The organism is Bradyrhizobium sp. CCGUVB4N, from assembly GCF_024199945.1.
Taxonomy (GTDB): Bacteria; Pseudomonadota; Alphaproteobacteria; order Rhizobiales; family Xanthobacteraceae; genus Bradyrhizobium.
In genome coordinates, this window is record NZ_JANADP010000001.1 from 3,903,397 (window position 1) to 3,921,524 (window position 18,128).

13 protein-coding genes are annotated in these 18,128 nt (G+C 63.3%); 6 read left to right on the top strand and 7 right to left on the bottom strand.

Features of this window, described 5'->3' with window-relative positions; genetic code table 11:
* Positions 1 to 25 precede the first annotated feature (25 nt).
* On the bottom strand, positions 26 to 1,552 hold the full coding sequence (locus NLM31_RS17535) for an ABC transporter substrate-binding protein (RefSeq protein ID WP_254193040.1): 1,527 nt from the start codon (positions 1,550 to 1,552) through the stop codon (positions 26 to 28).
* Positions 1,553 to 1,801: 249 nt separating this feature from the next.
* Between NLM31_RS17535 and NLM31_RS17540 the strand changes: the two genes are divergently transcribed.
* From NLM31_RS17540 to NLM31_RS17555, 4 genes are read left to right on the top strand one after another with little or no spacing between them, the layout of a single operon-like run.
* Entirely contained in the window at positions 1,802 to 2,968 is a 1,167-nt protein-coding gene (locus NLM31_RS17540; RefSeq protein ID WP_254193041.1) for an ROK family protein, read from the top strand.
* Between the two features lie 34 nt (positions 2,969 to 3,002).
* A complete protein-coding gene (gene ggt / locus NLM31_RS17545; protein ID WP_254193042.1) occupies positions 3,003 to 4,598 on the top strand; it encodes a gamma-glutamyltransferase in 1,596 nt (531 codons plus the stop codon).
* A 38-nt stretch (positions 4,599 to 4,636) separates the two neighbouring features.
* The gene (locus NLM31_RS17550) at positions 4,637 to 6,256 is read left to right on the top strand and encodes an ABC transporter ATP-binding protein (RefSeq protein ID WP_254193043.1); all 1,620 of its coding nucleotides are present in this window, start codon (positions 4,637 to 4,639) and stop codon (positions 6,254 to 6,256) included.
* 29 nt (positions 6,257 to 6,285) lie between these two features.
* A complete protein-coding gene (locus NLM31_RS17555; RefSeq protein ID WP_254193044.1) occupies positions 6,286 to 7,515 on the top strand; it encodes a Gfo/Idh/MocA family protein in 1,230 nt (409 codons plus the stop codon).
* Positions 7,516 to 7,563: 48 nt separating this feature from the next.
* Here the strand turns inward: NLM31_RS17555 and NLM31_RS17560 are convergent, their stop codons facing one another.
* From NLM31_RS17560 to NLM31_RS17585, 6 genes are all read right to left on the bottom strand, one after another.
* Entirely contained in the window at positions 7,564 to 8,928 is a 1,365-nt protein-coding gene (locus NLM31_RS17560; protein ID WP_254193045.1) for an FGGY-family carbohydrate kinase, read from the bottom strand.
* Positions 8,929 to 9,004: 76 nt separating this feature from the next.
* On the bottom strand, positions 9,005 to 10,120 hold the full coding sequence (locus NLM31_RS17565) for a substrate-binding domain-containing protein (protein WP_254193046.1): 1,116 nt from the start codon (positions 10,118 to 10,120) through the stop codon (positions 9,005 to 9,007).
* 49 nt (positions 10,121 to 10,169) lie between these two features.
* Entirely contained in the window at positions 10,170 to 11,162 is a 993-nt protein-coding gene (locus NLM31_RS17570) for an ABC transporter permease (RefSeq protein WP_254193047.1), read from the bottom strand.
* Complete coding sequence (locus NLM31_RS17575) at positions 11,159 to 12,145, bottom strand: ABC transporter permease (RefSeq protein ID WP_254193048.1); 987 nt, start codon at positions 12,143 to 12,145, stop codon at positions 11,159 to 11,161. Before NLM31_RS17575 ends, NLM31_RS17570 begins: the two co-directional genes overlap by 4 nt.
* Positions 12,142 to 13,683 carry a sugar ABC transporter ATP-binding protein gene (locus NLM31_RS17580; RefSeq protein ID WP_254193049.1) on the bottom strand — a complete coding sequence of 514 codons (1,542 nt, stop codon included), beginning with the start codon at positions 13,681 to 13,683 and terminating at the stop codon, positions 12,142 to 12,144. Before NLM31_RS17580 ends, NLM31_RS17575 begins: the two co-directional genes overlap by 4 nt.
* A gap of 2 nt (positions 13,684 to 13,685) precedes the next feature.
* Positions 13,686 to 14,498, bottom strand: coding sequence for a DeoR/GlpR family DNA-binding transcription regulator (locus tag NLM31_RS17585; protein ID WP_254193050.1), 813 nt, complete (start codon positions 14,496 to 14,498; stop codon positions 13,686 to 13,688).
* A gap of 184 nt (positions 14,499 to 14,682) precedes the next feature.
* On the opposite strand from NLM31_RS17585, the gene NLM31_RS17590 reads away from it, so the two are divergent.
* Together NLM31_RS17590 and rhaI are read left to right on the top strand one after the other, a co-directional pair.
* Positions 14,683 to 16,779, top strand: a complete 2,097-nt coding sequence (locus NLM31_RS17590) for a bifunctional rhamnulose-1-phosphate aldolase/short-chain dehydrogenase (RefSeq protein ID WP_254193051.1) — start codon at positions 14,683 to 14,685, stop codon at positions 16,777 to 16,779.
* Positions 16,776 to 18,074 (top strand): L-rhamnose catabolism isomerase, encoded by a 1,299-nt coding sequence (rhaI, locus tag NLM31_RS17595; protein WP_254193052.1) that lies wholly within the window; start codon positions 16,776 to 16,778, stop codon positions 18,072 to 18,074. The genes NLM31_RS17590 and rhaI overlap by 4 nt, the downstream gene beginning before the upstream one ends.
* Positions 18,075 to 18,128: the final 54 nt, after the last annotated feature.

Below are 18,128 nucleotides of genomic sequence, written 5' to 3' on the forward strand. Positions count from 1 at the left end.
GAGGAAAAGCGCGAGACGTTGCGCGTCAATTCACGGGCTTGACGCCCACCAGACGCAAGAGTCCGTCCGGCACCATGACGATGCCGCCGACCGATTTGCGAGCGGCAAAGAACCAGTTGGGGTGGTAGAGAGGAATCGACGAGAGCGCGCTCAGGTAAATGTCAGTCGCTTTCGCGTAGAGGGCCTTGCGCTTGGCTTCGTCGGCCTCGCCTCGCGCCTGAGTCAGGATCGCATCGAGATCCTTGTTGCAATATTTGTTGACGTTCTGGGAGCCTGCGCAGCTGAAGAATGCGACCAGTGTGGAATCCGGGTCGGCACGGCCGCTCCAGTTGCCGATGTAGGCTTCGAAATTGCCGTTCAAGTAGCGCTCAATGGCAGTGGTTGTTTCCATAGGCAGCAGCTTCACGTCGAAGCCAGCCTCGGCCGCCATTGACTGCATGATCTGTGCGACGCGGGAATCGCCGGCAGCGTTCTCGTACTGCAGTTCGACCGGGACGCGCGTCATTCCAGCCGCTGCAATCAGCGCCTTGGCTTTGGCGACGTCGCGAGCCGGCGCCTTGTGTGCGCTATCGTAGAACGGAGATGACGGAGGAATCATCTGATTGTCCGCCAGAAACTCGCCGTTGAAGGCAACGCGATTGATGACATTGCGATCGATCGCAAGCTCGAAGGCCTGTCGCAGCGTCGCGTTCTTGCCGAGTGGCGTATCGGCCTTGGCGCCCGCGCCGACATTGAACATCAGATGCGAAACTGCGAGCCCCTGGCCCGAATGAAGCGTGAGATTGGGGTCGTCGCGCACGGTCTTGAGATCGGTGGGAGCGACGCGTTCCGCGAGCTCAAGATCGCCCGCTCGTACCCGCGACAATCGCACGGTCGAGTCAGGCACGTAGTAGTAGACGACCTCGTCGTAGCCGACGGCTCCGGCGTTCCAGTAGCCGGGATATTTCTTGAGGCGAATGAGGTCGCGCGACTTGCGCTCGACGAATTGATACGGACCGGCACAGACGGGCGCAGCCGCGAGCTCGCCGGCTTTCTCCGTGGCGGCCTTGGGCGACACCATCATGCCGGCGCGATCGCTGAGATTGGCAAGCAGCGGCACGAACGGTTCCGACAGGGTGAACTTGACCTTGTCCGCCGCAAGGGCCTCGACGCTCACGATCGGCGCCAGTTCGGCCTTGCGCTTCGAATCCGGCATCGTTTTCATGCGCTCGATATTGAACTTGACCGCCGCCGCATCAAACGCGGTGCCATCGTGGAACGTGACGTTCTTGCGCAAGGTAAAGGTGATCGACTTGCCGTCGGCGGCCCAATCCCAAGCCTCTGCCAGCTGCGGCACGATCTTGAGATCGGGGGAGATATCGACAAGTTTGTCGCACAGCGCCGCGAACACGAAGCGGCCGGTATAAGTTCCGCTGAGTGCGGGGTCGAGCGCATCGGGATCGTCCTGGATGCCGACTCGCAATGTCGCTGCACCGGCCGACACGAGGCCGGATCCGATCATCACAATTGCCGCCAACGCTGTGCCGATCCGCTTCATGCGAATTCCTTTCATCCAGGCTTCTCTGCCGAGGCTCTGCTGTCGAACGGCAAGACAAGCACGCCAAACCAGATTTGTAAACGTAGAGAACAAATCGACTTATGGCGTAGAAGAGAGCTATATTATAATACCTATTATGAGCAGAAATCAGCCGCTCTAGCCCTCTTGACGGATGGTCGCGGTCGGCATTAGTTCGGTATATTGACGAATTGGATCAGGTTCATGCCAGACGCCCCCTCGTCGCCCGTTGCGCGACAACAATCCGTGCGCCTCGTCATCGAGCGTCTGTTGCGCGATCGAGCGGTCTCGCGCGCCGAGCTCTCTCGCAGCACGGGCCTGTCCAAACAGACAATTTCCGAAGTCATGCGCGACCTCGAACGCGACGGCTGGGTACGCGAGGACGGGCAAATCCAGGGCAGCGTCGGCAGAAGTGCTGTCACCTACGCGTTGCGCCCTGACGCCGCTTTCGTGCTGGGCGTCGATCTTGGCGGCACGAAGCTGCACGTGGCGCTTGCAGACCTGCAAGGAGAGATCGTCGCCGAGAGCATCGAGTCGACGTCCGGCGACGGTGGTGCTGCCGTGGTCGCTCAGATCGGGCGTATGCAAGAGTCTCTGCTCCAGCGTGCATCCGTACCTGCGCAACGTCTGCGTGGCGGCGTGATGGGAAGTCCGGGGATCATCGATCCGGCGTCCGGCAGCATCGTCTTCGCGCCCAATATTCCCGGATTGGATAGTCTGGATGTACGGGCTGCATTGCGCGAGCGGCTCGGCATCGACGTCGCGATCGAGAACGACGTCAACCTTGCCGCGATCGGCGAGCACTGGCGCGGCAACAGCCGCAAGGCCCGCAGCTTCGCCTTCATTGCCCTCGGTACAGGTATCGGCATGGGCATCTTTTCAGACGGCTATCTCGTGCGCGGCGCGCGTGGCGCAGCCGGCGAGATCGCCTATCTGCCACTTGGAGGCGATCCCTACGATTCGCGCGGTCTCCGGTTGGGTACGCTTGAAACCGCCGTCGGCAGCGTCGGGATTGTGGAGCGCTATCTCGGACTTGGCGGCGTCCCAGGCGGCACGGTGCGTGATGTCTTCGATCGGCTCGAGACCGACGAGGCGGCACGAATAGCAATCGACGAAGTCAGCCGGACGATTGCCAGTGCGATTCTGGCTGTGCACAGCATTCTCGATTCAGAGATCATCGTGATGGGAGGCAGCATCGGCGCGCGGCCCGAGTTGAAGCTGCGGATCGATGAGTATCTCGGGCGGTGCATGCGCGAGCCCGTTCGTATCGAGCTCAGCGCGCTCGGCAATCGTGCCACGCTGATCGGTGCGGTCGGCAGCGCGATAGACCTCGTGCATCGCTCGCTGTTTGGCATCGGCAGAGATGCAGGTCCTCTGGCTCTTCCCGCCGTGGCAGCGGATGTTGCGGCATGACAGAGCATCCGCCGAAAAACGATCGGAGATGGGCATGATCTGGGGACAGCGCGATTTCATGGTGCCAGGACGCTCCCTGGCAGTCGGCGACCGGGGCATGGTCGCAGCCTCTCACCCCGCTGTGACGTTGGCCGCTGTCGAAATCCTGCGTAGCGGTGGCAACGCCGTCGACGCCGCGATTGCTGCCATCGCTCTTCAGGGCGTCATTGATCCGCACATGACCGGCATCGGTGGCGACTGCTTTGCGATTTATGCGCCCGCCTCGGGCAAACCCGTCGCCATCAATGGTTCGGGGCGGGCGCCAGCGAAGGCAGAGCTAGGCTGGTTCCGGCAGTCGGGATTGGCGTCGATTCCGGATGACTCGCCCCACGCCGTCACAATTCCGGGGGCGGTCGATGCCTGGTGCCGGCTCTCTGCCGATCATGGCTCAAAAGGTCTGGACGAGGTTTTGGCACCTGCGATCCAGGCGGCCGAGAATGGATTCGTGGTGACTCCGCGCGCCGCCCTGGACTGGGCACGCTATGGCAATCGTATCGAATGGCATCAGACCGGTGTGTCGGTGTATCTGCCCGGTGGCTTTGCGCCCGCCGTCGGCAGCAGGCTCAGCCATCCGGCGCTCGGCGCGACGTTGCGCCGGATCGCGCGTGAGGGACGCGCTGCATTCTACGAAGGTGCCGTCGCCGAAGAGATCGTCTCAGTCTTGAAGGCGCTGGGCGGACTGATGCAGCTCGAGGATCTGGCGAGTGCCCGGTCTGACTACGTGGAGCCGATCAGCGCCGACTACCGTGATCATCAAATCTGGCAATGTCCGCCGAACGGGCAGGGCGTGGCTGCGCTATTGATCGCCCGAATCCTTGCAGGTTTCGATATGGCGGATCCCGCGCTCGACGAGGCGGACCGCATCCATCTGCTTGCCGAGGCAACCAAGGCCGCTTACCGGCAGCGCGATGCGCTCGTCGCTGATCCGTTGTTCCGCCCGTTCGATATCAACGCACTGCTTTCCGAGGGATCAGTCGCGGCTTTGCGCTCTCGCATCACGCGCGAGCGGGCGAGCGCTCCGACGGACTTCGACATGCCCGTTCATCGTGATACCGCCTACGTTGCGGTCGCGGATCGTGACGGCAACATGGTGTCTCTCATCAATTCCCTGTTCTTCGCCTTCGGGAGCGGCATCTATGCGCCTCGCTCCGGCGTGCTGTTGCAGAACCGAGGTTCGGGATTCTCGTTGGTCGAAGGGCACCCCAATGCCATCGCGCCACGAAAGCGCCCGTTCCACACGATCATTCCAGGTTTGCTCGCCAGGCATGACAGGCCGGTCATGGCTTTTGGCGTCATGGGCGGGCAATATCAGGCGACAGGACATCTGCAGATCCTGAGTGGCATGCTCGACCGCGGTTTGGACATTCAACAGTCCTCGGATGCACCCCGCAGCTTTGCATTCGACGGCGCGCTGACGCTCGAGCCCACGATTCCCGGCTCCGTCGCTGACGATTTGATCGGTCGCGGCCATCGCGTGGTCTGGGCCGACGAACCGCTGGGAGGCTTCCAGGCCGTGCACATCGATGTGTCCCGGGGTGTCATGTTCGGAGCGTCGGATCATCGCAAGGATGGCATCGCGCAGGCGGCGTGATCGAGACGAGGGAGAAACGCGATGTTGGATCGGACATCATGAACGACATCGTCGAACCGATCCTGTCTATCGAGCAGCTGACGCTGGCACTCCCCGCCGGCGCCGATCGTGCCTTTGCCGTCGAAGACGTCTCGCTTGCCTTGCACGCGCGGGAGATACTCTGTGTTGTCGGCGAATCCGGCTCTGGCAAATCGGTCTGCGCCTTTGCCGCGATGGGCCTGCTGCCGCAAGTTATTCGCCCGGTCGCAGGGACCATTCGGTTCGAAGGGCGCGACCTGCTGGGGCTGGCGCCGGCAGAATGGCGGACGTTGCGCGGGCGGCGTATCGCAATGATCTTTCAGGAGCCGATGACGGCGCTTAATCCTGTCATCAGGATCGGCGATCAAATCATGGAGGCGTTCGAGGCGCACGAGCAGCTCACCCCGCCTGAACGGCAGGTGCGCATGCGCGCACTCCTCGAAGAGGTTGGCTTGCGCGATCTGGAGCGGATCATCCGCAGCTATCCGCATCAATTGTCGGGCGGACAACGTCAGCGCGCCATGATCGCCATGGCGCTGGCGCTGGAGCCGTCGGTTCTGGTGGCAGACGAGCCAACCACAGCACTTGACGTCACCACGCAAGCGCAAATCCTTCGGCTCATCCGCGACCTTCAACAGCGGCGCGGCATGGCGGTGCTTTTCATCACCCACGATTTCGGCGTCGTTGCCGACATCGCGGACCGCGTCGCGGTCATGGAGAAGGGGCGGCTGGTTGAACAGGGGCCGGTCGAAGACGTTCTGAGGCGCCCGCGGGATCCTTATACACGCCGGCTGCTCGCCGCCGTACCGGGTGGAGTTCCGCCAGAGCGTGCGCAAGTCAAGGACGAACCGATCGCCTGTGCCACGACCGGGCTTGCAAAGACTTATCGGGGGAGCGGGTGGTTTGGAGCGCAGACCGAGGTCGCGGCCGTCAAGGACGTGAGCTTCGAGATCCGGCGCGGCGAGACGCTCGGACTGGTCGGTGAGTCGGGCTCCGGCAAGAGCACGATCGGACGATTGGTGATGCGTCTTACCGACGCCGACGCAGGTGTGGTCCGCATCGGCGAACTTGATTTCTCCGAGGTTCGCGGAGCGCGCTTGCGGGCTGCCCGCAAGCACATACAGATGGTTTTCCAGGATCCGTTCGCCTCGCTCAATCCGCGTCGCCGTGTCGGCCGGATCATCGCCGACGGTCCAATTGCGCATGGCGTTCCGGCAGCACAGGCCTTCGTCCGCGCCGAGGAGCTTTTGGCCCTCGTTGGTCTCGATACCGCCGCCGCGCGACGCTTTCCGCATGAGTTTTCCGGCGGACAGCGCCAGCGGATCGGCATTGCGCGCGCGCTGGCGCTCGACCCGGAGGTACTGGTCGCGGACGAACCTGTGTCGGCGCTCGACGTCTCGGTCCAGGCGCAGGTGCTCGCTTTGCTCGAGACACTGAAACAGAAGCTGCGGCTGGCGGTGCTGTTCATCACCCACGATCTCAACGTGGCGGCCCAGGTCTGCGATCGGATCGCCGTCATGCGCCTTGGTGAGATCGTCGAGATCAGGCCGACCGTTGATCTGCTCAATCGGCCTGAGCATCCCTACACGCAGGCATTGCTGGCCGCAATTCCGGGGCGGCAACGCAAAGCGCCGAACTGATCCACGCTCGTCATTGAAGGAGGTCTGATATGCAGAAGCTCACCGAACTTCCGATCCTGCGTGTCGGGCTGATCGGCAGCGGCTTTATCGCCGCGTTCCATCTGCAGTCCATGCTTGGCGTACGTAATGTCAGCGTCGGCGGCGTGTACAGCCGCTCTGCTGAGCGTCGTGAGCGCATCGCGGACAGGGCGCGCAGTCTTGGCCTTGGACAGGCGCATGTGTTCGACAGCATCGAGGCGATGGCCATGTCCGGCGAGGTCGATGCGCTCTGGCTCTTGACGCCGAACGACACCCGTCTTGACATCATGCGCGAGATCCACCGTGTGACCAAGGCCGGAGCTCCTCTGCGCGCCGTTGCCTGCGAAAAGCCGCTGGCCCGCACGCTTGCCGAAGCACGGGAAATGCGCCGGCTTGCCGAAGATGCGGGCCTGCTCCACGGCTATCTGGAAAACCAGATATTTTCGACTGCGGTGATGCGCGGCAAGGACATCATCTGGCGACGCGCCGTGCCTGGGAGCGGCCGCCCTTATCTTGCTCGCGCGGCTGAGGAACATTCCGGACCGCACGAGCCATGGTTCTGGCAAGGCGATAAGCAAGGTGGCGACGTGCTCTCCGACATGATGTGCCATTCGGTCGAGGTCGCACGGTTCATGCTGACTGCGCCCGGTGCGAAGCGCGAGTCCTTGCGGCTGGTCAGCGCCAACGCCACGACGGCCAATCTCAAATGGACACGGCCCCGCTATGCCGCCGACCTCAAGGCGCGAATGGGCATCGACTTTGCAAAGCGTCCCGTCGAGGATTTCGCGCGCGGCATCCTCACGATGGAAGATGCCGACGGGCATCAACTGATGATCGAGGCAACGACCTCATGGGCTTACGTTGGCGCCGGGCTGCGTATCCAGCTCGAGTTGCTCGGCCCTGAATACTCGATGGAGTTCTCGTCACTTTCGACTGGGCTCAAGGTCTTCCTGTCACGCACGCTCACCGGGTCGGAAGGCGAGGATCTGGTCGAGAAGCAGAATGCGGAACAAGGCCTGATGCCTGTGGTCGAGGACGAAGCTGGCATCTATGGTTACACGGACGAAAACCGTCATATGGTCGAGGCGTTCAGGCTTGGTAACAGCCCCGCCGAAACCTTTGACGACGGAGTCGGGGTTATGGAAATGCTCATGGGACTCTATCGCTCGGCGGAACTCGGCCGGAGCGTGCATTTTCCGGATCCTGAGCTCGAGCACTACGTGCCGCTGGTGGCTCGGTGACGAGGGAGCTGGGCATACGATGCGAGCGCTGCTCGCCCGTTCGGGGGCTCACCGAGCGATCGTGCCGACTGCTGCCGTCCAGGCCTCGCGATAAGAATCGAGGCCGGCAATCGAAATCGCAGCGACGGGTGCCGGCTCGGCGACATGGTAAGAGGGGAGCCAGTGCGCGAGCATTGCGGCGCCGCGTGCCGTGCCGGCGGCATCTTCCGCGGCAAAGACGCGCTGCGTCGGTCGTAATGCGCCGAGCGTCTGGCAGAACGGAAGATTGCCGGCGAAGGTTCCTTCCACGATGAGATCTCCGCTGTCTGCTCCCATCCGCGTCAGCATCAGATCGCTGACCAGAGCACAGTAGAGCGTCGCAAGCGCGGTTCGATCGCGCGCTGCGACTTCCCCGTGGATCACACCCTTGGTCGTCGCATAAGGTCCGCCCTGGCCGGAGAAGCAGGGCAGAGCCATCGCGCCCGAGGCGATGACGCGCTCGATTGCGTCGAGATCTGGATTGCCGCCGCCGCCCGCGATGATGGCGTATTCGCGGCCGCCCATGAAGCGTCCGCAGGCGATGGGCCGGCCCAGCGCGTCGACATTGGCGAGCGTGTCGTCGCGCGGATCGAGCTGATCGAGCGAAAGGCCGACGCTCATCAGGATCACCCAGGTGCCTGTCGATAACACAGTGAATGGCGCCTGGCGGGAGACGAGGTAGGGCAGGAGCGATGCGTTGGAATCGTGGATACCACAAAAGACGGGCGTTTCAGGCCCAAGCCCGGTTGCGGCGGCGATTTCAGACGTGATCGGGCCGAGCGGATCGAAGGCACGGCGCAGCGGCGGCAGCAAGTGATCGACGTCGAGGCCTCTGACGAGGCTCGAGATTTGTCCCTGTCGCGGCATCCAGAGATCGGTATGGGCGCCGATGGTCGTGACTTCGGAGACCGCGACGCCGCTGAGGCGCCAGGTCCAGTATTGCGGATAGCCGACGAAATACCTCGCTTTGGCGAAGAGGTCCGGACAGCGCCATTTCTGATAGGCCAGCTGCCGTCCGAGATTGAGGCCAGCGGGCAGCTTCGGCGAGAGGCTCTCCGAAAAGGGGGGCCGCAGCTTCGCATACTCGGGCTCGATCGCGTCTACGCCCGTGAATTCATAGTCCATGAGCGGAGCTGCGAGCTCGCCGTCGCCGATCAAGGCGCCGGCTGCACCATGCGCGGTCGGAACGATCGCACTGATCTGATGCGTGCGTGCGGCTTCACGAAGCGCATCGAGGAAAAAGCTCCATGCGCTCTCCACGTCTTCGTGCGGATAAGGCGGTCCGGGCAAAACGCGGTTGGGCGCCGACTTTTCCCAAAGGAGCCGGCCTTCGTCGAACAGGGCAAGCTTGACATTGGTCTTGCCGATGTCGAGCACCGCGACCGTCTGGCTCATCGTCAAGCTCACGGCAAAAGAACGATTTCAACAAGCGTCGCCCGGCCGCGTTCGGCGGCCGGGCGACGAGTTCAGATCAGAAATCGAAGTCCTTGATGTTCTGCTTCGTGAAGATGAACGGGGCCCCGAGCAGGATCTCGCTGCCATTGACCACGTTCAGCTTGCCGAGCTTGCCCGCGTCCACCGAGGTCGCGCCGGGCTTCAGGCTGCCGTCGACGACGGCCCGCATCACGTAGGTCGCGGCATAGCCGAGATCGACCGGGTTCCACAACACGACCGACTTGACGCAATCGGCATTGACATACGGCTTCATCGCATTGGGCGTGGCGAGGCCGACCACCGCCACCTTGCCGCAGAGCTTGGCCTTGGTCACGGCTTCCGCCGAAGCAGGCGTTGCGACCGAAGTCATGCCGAACAGCCCGGCAAGCTTGTCGCCATGCTTGTTGATGAGCGTCGTTGCCTGGTTGAAGGACAGGTTATTGTCCTCCTGAGCCTCGACCGTTTCGAGCCATGTCAGCTTGGGATGACACTTCTGAGCATAGGCCCACATCTCGGCGATCCAGCGTGCCTGGTTCGGCGTCGTGAAAGTCGAGGTGACGATCGCGAAGCTCTTGTCCTCGCCAGCCTCCTTGGCCATCGAGTCGATCATCGACTTGGCGATGCCGTTGAACTCGGCCTGGTTGACGAACCATTCGCGCGCATCCGGCGACGAGTTGGCGTCATAGCCGACGACATGGATGCCCTTCGACAGCGCCTTCTTCAGGACCGGCGCGATCGCCACCGGATCATTGGCAGCGAAGAGAATGCCGTCGACGCCGCTGGTGATGTAGTTGTCGATGAACTTGATCTGCTCGTCGATCTTGGCCTCGGTCGGGCCGTCGGTCTTCACCGTGACATTGCCGAGCGCCTTGGCGGCGTCCTGCATACCCTTCGACGTCGCGTTGAAATAGCCGATGCCGATCAGCTTCGGTACGTCGACCAGCGTGATCGGTTTGCCGGCCTTGTCGGCAGCATTGCTTGGCCGGCCGCCGTCATAGGGCTTGGCAGCGGGAGCGGCGCTGGCCTCGCCGGCAGAACAGGCAAGGGGATTGACTGGGAGGTCGTCCGCACCGTCCCATCTCTTGTCCGCCGCAGAGGCGGTCCCCGCCAGCAGCGTCGCGCCGAGGAATGCAGCAGCTAATCCGAGCTTCATTTTGTTTTCCTCCCATGTTGATGCCGCTTTTTCGCGGCCATTGACGCCATCATACGCCTTCGCGTCGCCGCTGGAGCGAACTCGCCACAAGAGTTGAAAGGATGAGGACCGTGCCGATGACGACGATCGTCGCGTCGCCCTTGACACCGGTCAGCGCTAACCCGTTTTTCAAGAGCTGGATCATCGCCAGGCCGACCACCGTGCCCCAGATCGTGCCGACGCCTCCGAATATGCTGGTTCCGCCGAGCACCACCGCCGCGATCACGTCGAGCTCATAGCCGATCCCCATGTCGGAGCGGGTCGTGGTCACGCGTGAGACGAGAACGCAAGCGGAAATGCCGGCCATGAGGCCAGATAGCGTGTAGATGATCAGTTTGACGCGATCGACCGGCAAACCGGAGAAACGCGCGGCGGTCTCGTTGCTGCCGATCGCATAGAGCGTTCGGCCGAAGGTGGTTCGGTCGAGAACGATTGCCGAGACCACGATTGCGATCAGCAAGAGCCAGAGCTGCGCCGGCACGCCGAACAGGTTTTCCTGCCCGACGAAGTAGAACCATTCCGGGTAGCCGCGCACCGAACGCGCCTGGCTGATGCCCTCGGCGAGCCCGCGGTAGAGGGCGAGTGTCGCGATGGTCATGATCAGCGGCGGCACTTTCACTCTGGTGATGACGATCCCGTTAAGAAAGCCCGCCGTGGCGCCGACGAGCAGCGAGAAGCCAATCGCCAGCGGCAAGGGAAAGCCGAAAACCTTCCAGGAATAGCCGAGCAGGATCGCGCAGAGCCCGACGATCGAGCCGACCGAGAGATCGATGCCGCCGGTGATGATGATGAAGGTCATCGGCAGTGCGATGAGCCCAACCTCGGTCGTCAGCCTGCCTTGATTGAGCAGATTGTCGAGCGTGAGGAAGCGGCTGTTCAAGCCCCCGAGCCCGATCAGTGCAATGAGCAGGATCACCGCGAGCATGGTCTCGTGGCGCAGCAGCCACCAGGGCACGACGCGCTTGGCGGCCTGGGGGAGAGGGATCTCGCTCATGGCGCTCATGCTCCGGCTGTGCGCCGGCGCCGCAGAATGTCGGCGATCACGGTCACGAGGATGAGCACGCCCTGAACTGCGCGGATCCAGTAGGGCGAGACGTCGATGAAGACCAGCGCGCTGGCAATCTCGGCGATCAGGACGGCGGCAAGGGTCGAGCCGACCACCGTGCCGACGCCGCCGAGAATGCTGACGCCGCCGACGACGGACGCGGTGATGATCGTCAGCTCGAGATTGGGCGGCACGGTCGACTGGATGACGCGCAGTTGGGTCGCGTAGAGCAGGGCGGCGGCGCCGGCGAACAAGCCGTGCAGCGCGAAGACCATCACGACCGTGCGCGGCTGCGAAATGCCGCAGAGCCGCGCGGCTTCGGCATTGCCTCCGACGGCGTAGATCGCGCGTCCCGAGGCCGAGTAGCGCATCCACAATGCGGCCAGGAGCGTTACCAGGATCATGAGAAAAACCGGAAACGGCAGCACACCGAGTAGTTCGATATCGGCGAGATGGAAACTGTCAGGCAGATCGGTGATCCATTTGCCTCCGGTGACGCTGATCAGCCCGCCCTTGAGGATCGACAGCATGCCGAGCGTCACCACGATCGCTGGAATGCGCAGATAGGCGATGATGACGCCCTGCAACGCCATCACGACCACGCCGGCAACGAGCGCCGCCAGCCAGGCGACCACGATCGGCGCGCCGTTCACCGCCAGAGTGCCGCTGATCGTCGCCAGGACGCCGATCAGCGCGCCGACGGAAATGTCGATATTGCCGGAAATGATCACCATCGACATGCCGACCGCGGCGACGGCGATATAGGCGTTGCCCAGCAGCACGTCGGAAAGATTGCGCGCCGCCAGAAAGCGCGGATTGTAAAGGCCGACCACGATGGCGAGCCCGATCACCGCGATCGCGAGCAAAGCCTCCTGCGAGGCAAACGCCTTCAGCCTCCGCCGCGGGTCGGTCTCGGCACCGGCTAAGGTCACCGCCGTCATGCCGCCTTCTCCGCGTTTTCGTGGCTGCCCATCATCGCTGCGCCGACCGACTCCTGGGTTGCTTCTTCGCGCGAGAATTCGGCAACGATACGGCCTTCGCGCATCACGAGCACGCGGTCGCTCATGCCAAGTACCTCCGGCAGCTCGCTCGAAATCATCAGGATGGCGAGCCCCTGGGCCGCAAGCTCGCCCATCAGCCGATGGATCTCCGCCTTGGCGCCGACATCGATGCCGCGCGTCGGCTCGTCGAGGATCAACAGCTTCGGCCCGTTGGCCAGCCATTTGCCGAGCACGATCTTCTGTTGGTTGCCGCCGGAGAGCTTGCCCGCGATCTGCTCGAGCGAACTCGCCTTGACCGCAAAACGCTTGACGCCATCGCCGGCAAGCTTGCGTTCGGCTCCGCGATCGATGAAGCCGCCGAACGCGACCTTGCCAAGAGCGGCGAGGCTGAAGTTCTCGCGCACCGTCATCGGCCGCACCAGGCCCTGTGTGCCGCGATCCTCGGGAACGTAGGCGACGCCCAAAGCCCGCGCCTGGGCCGGCGAGCGAATGTCGACGCGCTGTCCGCCGATCCGGATTTCGCCGCTCTCAGCCGGCGTGACGCCGAAAATGGTTTGGGCCAACTCGCTGCGACCGGAGCCGACGAGGCCGGCAAGGCCGACGATCTCGCCGGCGTGCACCGTGAGCGAGATGCTTTTCGTCAGCGGTCGACGTTCGAGGTCCTTCACCTCCAGCACGGGCTGGCCGATTGGTACCGTGATTTTCGGGAACAGGCTTTCGATCCTGCGGCCGACCATCAATTGCACGAGCCCGGCCGCGTCCGTCTCAGTGACGCGCTTGGTTGCGACATGTGCGCCATCGCGCAGTACGGTGACACGATCGGCGATTGCGAAGATCTCATCGAGCCGATGGCTGATATAGATCACGGCGACGCCGCGGGCTTTCAGCTTGCGGACGATGTCGAACAGCCGCGTCACATCGTACTCGGTCAGAGCCGCGGTCGGCTCGTCCATGATGAGAATGCGCGCATCCTGCGACAGCGCGCGCAGGATTTCGACGCGCTGGCGATTACCGACGCTGAGGGAACCGACGACACGGTCGGCTTGCAGATCATGGATCTCGAGCGAAGCGAGCAGCGCGTTCGTCGTCTCATGCATCGCCCGCCAGTCGATCCGGCCGAGTCCGGCGCGCGGCGCATGCCCCATGAAGATATTCTCGGCGACCGTGAGCTCCGGAAACAGCAGCAGCTCCTGATAGATCGTGGCGATGCCGGCGCGCCTTGCATCGTCCGGCCGCGCGAGGTCGACCTGTTTGCCGTCCACCAGCACCTCGCCGCGATCGGGCGGGAATACGCCGGAGATGATCTTGATCAGCGTCGACTTGCCGGCGCCGTTCTCGCCGAGCAAGGCATGGACTTCGCCCCTGGCGGCGTCGAACGAGACGCCGGACAGCGCCCGCACACCTGGAAAGGATTTCTCGATCGCGCGCACCGACAGAAGCGGTGTTGCGGGCGTGTCGCGTTGCGGGTCCGTCGTCATGGTCACGCCGCCGCAGTGGTTTGAGAGCTGGCGTCGACGACAACGACGCGGACGTCGTGGCCGCGCAACATGTCGAGTGCGTCGCTCGGCGCATCGGAATCGGTGATCAGCGTATCGATGCGCGAGAGCGGGCAAACGACAAGGCTGCCACGCGAGACGAATTTCGATGAATCGGCGAGAACGATCAGCTTGTCGGCGCGCTTCAGCAGTTTGGATTCGGCGCGGGCGAGCAGGGGGTCGCCTTCGATCACGCCGAGCGGTCCGATCGAGATCGCACTCATGAACATCCGCGTCGCCGAATAGTGCTGGATCGCATCCTCCTCAAACGGCGAGACGATCATGCCCTGTTCACGATAGACCTCGCCGCCCGGCAAGGCGACGCGGCATTTCGACGTGTGGATCAGTGCGTCGGCGAGCAGATAGGAATTGGTCAATACCTTCAGCCGGCGCTCACGCAGATACTCGCCCATCTGATACGTGGTCGTACCGCCATTGATGATGATCGTCTCGCCATCGGCGCAGAGGGCGACGGCCGCTTTCGCGATCGCACGCTTGGCGTCGATATTGAGCGTCTGGCTGACGTCGAAGGAGCGGGTGGCAAGGGAGAGGACGTCGCCCGGTGCGTTGGCGGCTTCGGGCAACGCTTCGAGCCCGCCATGCACCCTGATCGCGACACCTTGCTCGGCGAGCCTGGCGAAATCGCGCCGTATCGAGGCTTCGGAGACGCCGGTCGCGCGACAAGCGTCGGCGATGCGCACCAGCGATCGCTCGCGCAAGAGCGCCTTGATGACCTGCCAGCGTTCCCGCTCGTGCACGTCGCCCTCCCTTTTGCTCGTAAATAGTTCACGCTCTCGACCGATGGTCAACTGGAAACCGTCACAATCAATCAATATCGCGCTGCATCAAGCATATTGCGTCGCGATGCTGAGTGTCGGTGATTGACCTTGATTGAATCCGCGGCCTAATCTGCTCGGAGATCAAGCACAGGGAGGATGCGTCATGAGCGAGGTTGCGGCCACGCCCCTGCCAAATCTATGGGACGACGCGCTCGCCTCCGGGCTCGATGAAGCCGGTCAATTGCTCTACCGCTCGAATCTGCTCGGAGCCGATCTGCGCGTCACCAATTTCGGCGGCGGCAACACCTCGGCCAAGATCGAGATGAAAGATCCGCTGACGCGCGAGAACGTCCGCGTGCTCTGGGTCAAAGGCTCTGGTGGCGACATCGGCTCGATGAAGCGCGACGGCTTTTCGACGTTGTATCTCGACAAGCTCGAGGGCCTGAAGGGCCTCTATCGCGGCCTCGCCCATGAGGACGAGATGGTCGGCTTGTTCAATCACTGCACCTTCGATCTCAATCCGCGCGCGACTTCGATCGATACGTCCTTGCACGCCTTCGTGCCGCACCGGCATGTCGATCACGTTCATGCCGATGCGGTCATCGCCATTGCTGCCTCTGAAGACGCCGAGCGTCTGACCCGCGAGGTTTTCGGCGGCAAGCTCGGCTTTCTGCCGTGGCAGCGGCCCGGCTTCGATCTCGGTTTGAAGCTCGGCGAGATGGCCGCGCGTCATCCCGACTATGTCGGCGTGGTCCTCGGCGGCCACGGGCTCTTCACCTGGGCCGAGACGTCGAAAGCCTGTTACGAGATGACCTTGCGTGTGATTCAGCAGGCCGCCGACTGGCTCGCCGCGCATGAGCGGAAGCCGGCTTTCAGCGGCGCCAAGGTCCAAGCGGCCGCGCCGGACAGGCGCCGCGCGATCGCAGCCAAGCTGATGCCGCTGATCCGCGGCAAGATCTCCACCGACGAGCGCAAGATTGGCCATTTCACCGATGCGCCGGAGGTACTGGAATTCGTCAACTCCAGCGCGCTCGCGAAGCTGGCGCCGCTCGGCACCTCCTGTCCGGATCACTTCCTTCGCACCAAGATCCGGCCGTTGCTGCTGCCCTACGATCCCGGGCGCGATAATCTTGACGAGGTGATCGCAGGCCTCGACGACGTTCTCGCGGCTTACCGGCGCGACTACACCGCCTATTACGAGCGCTGCAGACATCCGGACTCGCCGGCCATGCGCGATCCCAACGCGGTCGTGTATCTCGTGCCGGGGGTAGGCATGTTCACCTTTGCCAAGGACAAGGCGACGGCGCGCGTCGCGGCCGAGTTCTACGTCAACGCCATCAACGTCATGCGCGGCGCCTCTGGCGTCAGCGCCTATGTCGGCCTAGCCGAGCAGGAGGCCTTCAATATCGAATACTGGCTGCTGGAAGAAGCCAAGCTCCAGCGCATGCCCAAGCCGAAATCGCTCGCCGGGCGGATTGCCTATGTGACCGGCGGCGCCGGCGGCATTGGCGGGGCGACCGCGCAACGGCTGCTCGGCGAGGGCGCGTGCCTCGTCATCGCTGACATCGACGAGAAGGCGCTCAACGAGCGGGTCGCGACTATCACGAAGCGCCATGGGCGGGATGCTGCGATCGGCGTGAAGCTCGATGTGACCGACGAGGCGGCGGTGGTCGCTTCGTTCGAAGAGGCCGCGCGTGCCTTTGGCGGTGTCGACATCGTCGTGTCGAATGCCGGGATCGCCTCGGCTTCGCCTGTCGAGGACACGAGCCTCGGGCTGTGGCAGAAGAATATGGACATTCTCGCCACGGGTTATTTCCTCGTCTCGCGCGAGGCATTCCGGCTGATGCAGCGCCAGAACATCGGCGGGGCCATCATCTTCGTCGCCTCGAAGAACGGTCTTGCCGCTTCGGCAGGTGCCTCGGCCTATTGCGCCGCGAAGGCGTCGGAGATCCATCTTGCCCGCTGCCTGGCGCTGGAAGGCGCGGTGCATGGCATCCGCGTCAACACGGTCAATCCCGACGCCGTGCTGCGCGGTTCCAAGATCTGGGAAGGCGAGTGGCGCCAGCAGCGTGCGGCCTCCAACAAGGTCACCGAAGACCAGCTCGAGGAAGTCTACCGCCAGCGCTCGATGCTCAAGCTGTCGGTGTTTCCCGAGGATATTGCCGAGGGTATCTACTTCTTCGCGTCCGACCTTTCGGCCAAGTCGACCGGCAACATCCTCAATGTCGACGCCGGCAACGCCCAGGCTTTCACGCGATGAGTGCGCCATTCTCGATCAGCGCGGATTTCATCGCCGAGCACAATGCGCGGCTCGAAGAGGCGATCACCGAAGACTATGAGGCGCTCAAGCGCGCGCTGGGGCGGCACGGGATCGATGCGGACGCACTCGTGCAGAAGGTGATGGCCTTCGGCGTCGCCATTCCGACCTGGGGCGTCGGCACAGGGGGGACGCGATTTGCCCGCTTTCCGGGGCCGGGTGAGCCGCGCAATGTCTTTGAGAAGATCGACGATTGCGCCGTGATCCAGCGATTGGCGCGCGCGACCCCAACCATCTCGCCGCACATCCCGTGGGACAAGGTCGACGACTATGCCGCCTTGCGCGAACAGGCCGCGAGCCACGGCCTTGCCTTCGACGCAGTCAACTCGAACACCTTCCAGGATCAGCCGGGGCAAGAGCTTTCGTACAAGTTCGGCTCGCTGTCGCATACCGATGCGCGTGTGCGGGCGCAGGCCGTCGCCCACAACGTCGAATGTATCGAGATCGGCCGCAAGCTCGGCTCGAAGGCGCTAACCGTCTGGATCGCCGACGGTTCGAACTTTGCCGGTCAATCAAACCTGACCAGAGCGCTCGACCGCTATATCGACGCGATGCGCGAGGTCGTTGCGGCGCTGCCTGCCGATTGGCGGGTGTTCCTCGAGCACAAGCTTTACGAGCCGGCGTTCTACTCGACGGTAATCTCGGATTGGGGCACGAGCTTTGCGGTTGCGCAGGAGCTCGGGCCCAAGGCACATTGCCTCGTCGATCTCGGCCATCATGCGCCGAACGTGAATATCGAGCAGATCGTCGCCAGGCTCGTTCGCTTCAACAAGCTCGCGGGCTTCCATTTCAACGATTCCAAGTATGGCGACGACGATCTCGACAGCGGCTCGGTCGAGCCGTTCCGGCTGTTTCTGGTTTTCAACGAGCTGATCGATGCCGAGCGTCGCAAGGCGAAAGGCTTCGCGCCGGCCTACATGATCGACCAGTCACACAATGTGACCGATCCGATCGAGAGTTTGATGCAATCGGCGATCGAGTTGCAGCGCGCCTATGCGCAGGCGCTCGTCGTCGATCGTACCGCGCTTGAAGCGGCGCAGGAGGCCAATGATGCGCTCGGTGCACATCTCGAATTGAAGCGCGCCTTCACCACGGACGTCTCGCCGCTCCTCGCCGTCGCCCGCATGCGGGCCGGCGGAGCGATCGCACCAATCGCGGCCTATCGCGCATCCAACTATCGGGCGCGAAAGGCGGGGGAGCGTCCCAACGTCGGCGGGACTTCGGCAGGCATCGTCTAGGAAAAAGTGATCCCTGGTTTTCGGGATGGCCGTAAAGGCAAAAACGCGTCGTCA

Bases quoted from the DNA above. Each gene is read 5' to 3' on its own strand.
- NLM31_RS17570 (WP_254193047.1), bottom strand. From the start codon at position 11,162: ATGAGCGCCATGAGCGAGATCCCTCTCCCCCAGGCCGCCAAGCGCGTC.
- NLM31_RS17535 (WP_254193040.1), bottom strand. From the start codon at position 1,552: ATGAAAGGAATTCGCATGAAGCGGATCGGCACAGCGTTGGCGGCAATT.
- NLM31_RS17575 (WP_254193048.1), bottom strand. From the start codon at position 12,145: ATGACGGCGGTGACCTTAGCCGGTGCCGAGACCGACCCGCGGCGGAGG.
- rhaI (WP_254193052.1), top strand. From the start codon at position 16,776: ATGAGTGCGCCATTCTCGATCAGCGCGGATTTCATCGCCGAGCACAAT.
- NLM31_RS17560 (WP_254193045.1), bottom strand. From the start codon at position 8,928: ATGAGCCAGACGGTCGCGGTGCTCGACATCGGCAAGACCAATGTCAAG.
- NLM31_RS17565 (WP_254193046.1), bottom strand. From the start codon at position 10,120: ATGAAGCTCGGATTAGCTGCTGCATTCCTCGGCGCGACGCTGCTGGCG.
- NLM31_RS17550 (WP_254193043.1), top strand. From the start codon at position 4,637: ATGAACGACATCGTCGAACCGATCCTGTCTATCGAGCAGCTGACGCTG.
- NLM31_RS17580 (WP_254193049.1), bottom strand. From the start codon at position 13,683: ATGACGACGGACCCGCAACGCGACACGCCCGCAACACCGCTTCTGTCG.
- NLM31_RS17590 (WP_254193051.1), top strand. From the start codon at position 14,683: ATGAGCGAGGTTGCGGCCACGCCCCTGCCAAATCTATGGGACGACGCG.
- ggt (WP_254193042.1), top strand. From the start codon at position 3,003: ATGATCTGGGGACAGCGCGATTTCATGGTGCCAGGACGCTCCCTGGCA.
- NLM31_RS17555 (WP_254193044.1), top strand. From the start codon at position 6,286: ATGCAGAAGCTCACCGAACTTCCGATCCTGCGTGTCGGGCTGATCGGC.